This is a genomic window from Vibrio sp. 10N.261.55.C5 (assembly GCF_041470505.1).
GTDB classification, from domain to species: domain Bacteria; phylum Pseudomonadota; class Gammaproteobacteria; order Enterobacterales; family Vibrionaceae; genus Vibrio; species Vibrio crassostreae_C.
The window spans coordinates 1-5,296 of the sequence record NZ_JBFRMS010000063.1; the positions used below are offsets into that span (position 1 = coordinate 1).

The following is a 5,296-nucleotide window of genomic DNA, read 5'->3' on the forward strand; positions in this document are numbered from 1 at the left end:
ACTATCCTGCCAGATAGGGGGTTATCACTGCCCTTTAAGTATTAATATATCACACTCTTTTATAGCTAAAGAACTTGCTCTTATACTCAAAGAGAAAGTGTTACAGGGAAATGAAAAAAATTTATTATTACTCGAAGTTGAAATATTGGAAACGCATGCTGTCGACAATATAGAGACGGCAGCAGAATCAATAAAGAAATGTAAAGAGTTTGGGGTTTCGTTTTCTATCGACGATTTCGGTACTGGTTATTCTACACTAACATATTTGCAGAAATTACCAATTAATACACTAAAAGTAGATCAGAGGTTTGTAAGGCACACAATCAGAGAAACAGAGCGTGGCATTCTGAAAGGGATTTTAGTTTTCTGTGAGGTATTAAACCTACAGCCTATCGTCGAAGGTGTTGAAACCTTAGAACAACTGAAAGTTCTACAAGAACTAGGCTATGATACTTTCCAAGGATACTTTATATCTAAACCTTTAAATGAAGTAGATTACTTAGAATGGATTTCTAAGAAAATACCTGCTTGTGATGATAATATCGTTGGCCCGAGAAAGAGTAACTCAACTTTTAAGCCACTCTTAATATAGCCATAAGCTCTCCCTAAATATTGGTTTAATATAAAAGCTTTTACTTCATGAATTTTAAAATGATTTAGAGGGTTAATCCTGTAACAAAAGATTGGGGCTATTTTCATTGTCTAATCCTCTTAAATATCTCAGGACCATACTGTCGCTTTTCCAGTCTCCAAGCTGTATTAATTGGGTTAAGCTTAACCCGGCGGCGTAACCATCTTGCAGCGCACCAACACGGCTAGAGTGGCCACTCCAGATGTCTCGATGATGACGTTTACTAGTTACAACGTCACCAGATTGTTCTAAACATCGATGTGCACGTTGGTAAATTCTATCAACGGTCATTCCAGACATTGGGGTTTCTCTGTACGCCGCTGGCCTCAGGCCTTTTGATGTAAGCCAGCTGAAGATATATTCATTGTCTTCTAGATTTTCACAATACTCTGTTAAATACGTGCGAAGAATGGACGCAAAGCGACCTGTTAATCGCTTAGGTTCAGGGGTAATACTAGTTTTCGATGAGACACGATCAATGTTAACATCTCGATTATCCAATATTGTGATATGTTTTTTTCGGATAGCCCCAATTTCTGATTCACGTAGTAAGGTTCCATAAGCAATAGTAAGTACTGTTAAGTCTCTGAATCTCATCGGGTACTTGTGGTTACCCCAAGTATCCATTAGTTTATTTAAATGAACTTTCTTGAACGGTTTTGCCTGTAAATCAATAAGTTGTTCTCCTGTAATCTCCATTTCATCTTTCGGAAGCGAAGTGAAGAAGGTTTTCACGGAGAGCTTTTTTGTTATGTCTTCAATTTCCATTATTTTATGGAACAAGCTTAACTGGGCTCGATACTGTCGAAGGGTATTGATTTTCACACCTTCGATTTTTAATGCTCGGAACCAATTTAATAAGATGTATTCATTAATAGGGAAACTATATATTGCTTCGGCTTTACAATAATAATCCCACTTTCGTAGTACGAAGGACAACATCTTTAATGTGTTGGTGCTGAGACCGCCGCGATTGTCATCAAACACCTGCAGTTGTTTTACAACTTTAGGCAATTCATGCCAATCGGGCGCAAAACTGTCAGTTAAGTCGGGCAACTGAACCTTAAATCGCTTGAGTGTTTCTTTTTGCGTGGACCATTGTTCTTGTGTTTCTTTTTGAGATTTTAAGTGTGACAGCGTCACTTGATTTAGCTTGATAATTAGCTTTTTGTTATCCATAGTAAACCCTACACAAATAGTGTGATATAAATGTAATTATATCACACTATGTAATATTATATAACTTGGCATCTGACTTGTTGCTGCACATGAATCATAAGGAAAATGACTCAGCTAGGTGTCAATAAAGTCTGCTTCGGAGAGTTCCAAAATAAGAGTACTTCTAAATACTTTCACTAACTCGGATATCACACTCTGGGCCGGCCCAAAATATAGATTCTAATCCACCGCTTTTGGCCTACGCAGAAATCAAGTATCCATCAGCTGTTTCACTAAACAGCTTAAGAGCTTTATACAGATTTGACTTACGTTACCGTTGGCACCTGTCACCACATTGAGACTTGATAGCGGAGCAACGATTTCTTTGAGCGAGCGATAGTTTTGATCGCGAATGCTTCAATCACGGGAGTTCATCAAAAATGAAAAAGACACAATATCGTTAGATTATACAAGCATAAACTTTATCATAGAGCCTAGTACTTAATTTTAACTAATCGTTTGATTTAAAAGTATTATTTTTGAATACCGAACCTCACACTAGCAAGGTTTTGTTGCAAATTGCCACATATGATGCAATACGCTACAATTAACATCAACAAACAAATGACCATCAACCAAGGTAAGACATATGGCTACTACAAGCGTTAGACTTGATGAGAGCCTAGTAGATAGAGCTGCAACTATTGGAACAGCTTTAAATCGAACGACCCCCAAGCAAATTGAACATTGGGCAAAAATAGGCAAGATCATGGAGGATAACCCTGACTTAACCTATGAGTTCGTACTACAGGCAATCATCGCTCATGCCGAATTAGAGCACGGGAATACGACCTCTTATGAATTTAGCGAAAGTAACAAAGATTGAGCAAACTACGACATTTGCCAAGGCTGTAAAAAAGCTACACAAAAACCAGAAACAAGAGCTAGATAAAGCAGTGAAAGGGGTTATAGAAAACCCTTTTATTGGCGTGATGAAGAAAGGCGATTTGTCTTTTCTTAGGGTGCACAAGTTTAAGATAAACAAACAGCTCACCTTGCTCGGGTACAACTACGATGAAGACGGGACGTTAGTCCTGACCCTAATGGCGTTGGGCAGTCATGAAAACTTTTATCGAGATGTATCCAGAACATTTAGGTGACCAAAGCCTTGCCAAGCGCGAGGCTTTTTTGTGGAACGAGTGAGGTATATGCTAATTATACTAAATATTTTTTACGTACAGCGTTGATATGTAACCTTAAGGCTATCAGTATGCTTACCCAAGGCTAAGCTGCCTGTCGGCAGTGAAGTGTTAATTTCATCGCTGAAGGCTTGATTATTAAAGTAATTAAGGGAAATAAGATGAGTAGATTACCAAAATCAATTATTAGATTTAACTCTGGATCACGCCCATTAGAAATACTCATTTGTGGTGGCAAAGAACCAAGTGATGCTCCTTGGATAAACCGATTTATGGGCTAGGTTCTGTAATGATTAGTGAGCTTGATTGGCCTGACGGACAGAAAGCGAGTTCTGAAGAAATCAAAAACTACCTAAAACACCTACAAACTGATCGAAAAAAACTTAAGGTTAGCTAACGCTGAAGGAAAGGTGGAATCTACATCCCGTGAAACATCTCGGGGATTAACAGCATGAGAAGAATGGATAAGTTTTAGTGCGATAAAAGCCCATGAACAGGGTGTGAATGAGTAAAAGATCTCGCCAATAATAGGGCACTTCTGAATTGAGAAGTGCCATCTGTGAAGGTTCTGGACAAAACTTTGTCAGCGTCTTTACTAAATTAGCAACTCATAAATTATCTCAAGTATGGTAAATCTTCACCCGCATAAGGGGCCGTAAAACGTAGCGGCGACTTGATGCGATTGTTAGTTTCACTTTAGCACTGAAGGATCGGTGACAACTTTTAAGGATCTGCATTTAGGGCAAATTAAACCTAATTTTAAATTCCTATGGAATTTATGCTTGCATTTTTTACAGACAAAAAAATAGGGAGCCCCTTTGACAAATTTACTCATAATATGACTCTTTACTTGTTTTTTTTCATATGCATTTCTGCTTCGGAGTCACCTTTTTTGCCTTTGAATTTCATTTCAAAATTTTCGCAAATTTGTAACACCAAGGAAATGCCAAGAAAAGCAACTGCAACAATTGCGACAATCTCAATTCCAGTAAGCGTCGCAACAGCAGCGAAACCAACAGCCCCACTTACACCTCCAGTAAATGGAGTTGCGACAATTGCGGCCCCCAAAGCTGCCAACATAGGTTTAGATAGTTTTTTAATAGTTCTTGAACGTTCTAGCTTTTCCGCTAGTTCACCTTTTACTATGAAGTGTTCAGTACCTGCATCAATAGCTTTTTCAAGATCACTTTTTGTTCGAATTACAATTGAGTCACTCATGGTAGCTTCCTTTACATAATTCCGCTTTTTCTATCTGTTTATCTTGCTCAAATTTAATATGTAACTCAAGGCACATAAGCGATTCATGTGAAGTACGATAAGAAAATACGGAAAAAGTCCGCCTAATAAGCTTGGGACCGAGCATTAGAAAAATTTGGCTAATTTAGGAAGACAGAAATACAGTAGAATCAACAATCTAAGACAGTTTGGGGCAATTTCGGTTTAGGATTGCAATTCAGTAACTCTAAGAACAATTGCTAAATTCGTGACATGTGCTGTATCAATTTATTCGACTTATTAGGGTATTTCTGCGTACCGACTGTCAGCCACAACACGGTCATATCGCGTTACAAACTCAACTAGTTTTGACGGGTTTTCGACGTATGAAACAAGCCACTTTTCCATGGCCTTTTTTAACTCCGATATTAAGTCAACGAAATTAAAGTATTTGGTATCATGGTCTGAAAACGTCGTGGTTCCTGTTGGTGCGACCGTAAAGCTAATTCTTTTAACTTTACCTTGTTTTACTTTACGAGAGTCTAAGTTTGTCATATGCAAAATGGAGTTACGGAACTCCCATAGTTCCTCCTCAGTGATATCTAAATCTTTCAACACTGCATATTTTCTTAACCAAAGAATAAAAACATTACCACTTTCACCAAAATCTAAGTACCCCATAGTATCAACAAACGAAACTAGTAATTTCATTGAGGATAGATAATGCTTTTTATTAAAAAGAAGCTTGATCGCTATGTAATGGTCATTATACATTAACGAAGCAATGTCGAGCTGCCCATTAACAAAATACTGTTCAAGGTAATCGCTCATGTTACCAGCCCCTAATTTGGGATGACCTTGGTGGTCAGATAGATAGAGAGCACCATGATCTGATTGGATATCGTATGTGGGTGCGTGGTCAACTACTGGTGTTGAAACATAAAGAACATTTATCGGAGCTTTAAGCTGCTTAAAGATATCCTCGAATAGCTCAATACTTCGACCAAGCCGAATCATACCGTTAAACTTAGCCATAGATAGTTTGCCATCACTATCAGATAAGCTTTTGGGTATATTGCATATTTCGGAGCAT

At 38.0% G+C, this 5,296-nt stretch carries 6 protein-coding genes; 3 read left to right on the plus strand and 3 right to left on the minus strand.

The features are described 5' to 3' along the window. On the plus strand, positions 1 to 592 hold a 592-nt coding region (locus AB4263_RS21150; RefSeq protein ID WP_372098851.1), incomplete at its 5' end, for an EAL domain-containing protein. A 72-nt stretch (positions 593 to 664) separates the two neighbouring features. Here AB4263_RS21150 and AB4263_RS21155 read toward each other — a convergent pair. Beyond that, positions 665 to 1,810, minus strand: a complete 1,146-nt coding sequence (locus AB4263_RS21155) for a tyrosine-type recombinase/integrase (RefSeq protein ID WP_372043072.1) — start codon at positions 1,808 to 1,810, stop codon at positions 665 to 667. Between the two features lie 628 nt (positions 1,811 to 2,438). Here AB4263_RS21155 and AB4263_RS21160 point away from each other — a divergent pair. Both AB4263_RS21160 and AB4263_RS21165 read left to right on the plus strand, forming a co-directional pair. Further along, positions 2,439 to 2,675 (plus strand): TA system antitoxin ParD family protein, encoded by a 237-nt coding sequence (locus AB4263_RS21160; protein ID WP_016794242.1) that lies wholly within the window; start codon positions 2,439 to 2,441, stop codon positions 2,673 to 2,675. Further along, the gene (locus tag AB4263_RS21165; RefSeq protein WP_102370519.1) at positions 2,647 to 2,949 is read left to right on the plus strand and encodes a type II toxin-antitoxin system RelE/ParE family toxin; all 303 of its coding nucleotides are present in this window, start codon (positions 2,647 to 2,649) and stop codon (positions 2,947 to 2,949) included. Before AB4263_RS21160 ends, AB4263_RS21165 begins: the two co-directional genes overlap by 29 nt. A gap of 885 nt (positions 2,950 to 3,834) precedes the next feature. Here AB4263_RS21165 and AB4263_RS21170 read toward each other — a convergent pair. Beyond that, complete coding sequence (locus AB4263_RS21170; RefSeq protein WP_102370518.1) at positions 3,835 to 4,206, minus strand: hypothetical protein; 372 nt, start codon at positions 4,204 to 4,206, stop codon at positions 3,835 to 3,837. 297 nt (positions 4,207 to 4,503) lie between these two features. Beyond that, positions 4,504 to 5,296 (minus strand): hypothetical protein (locus AB4263_RS21175; RefSeq protein WP_372098852.1); only part of this gene is annotated, 793 nt, incomplete at its 5' end.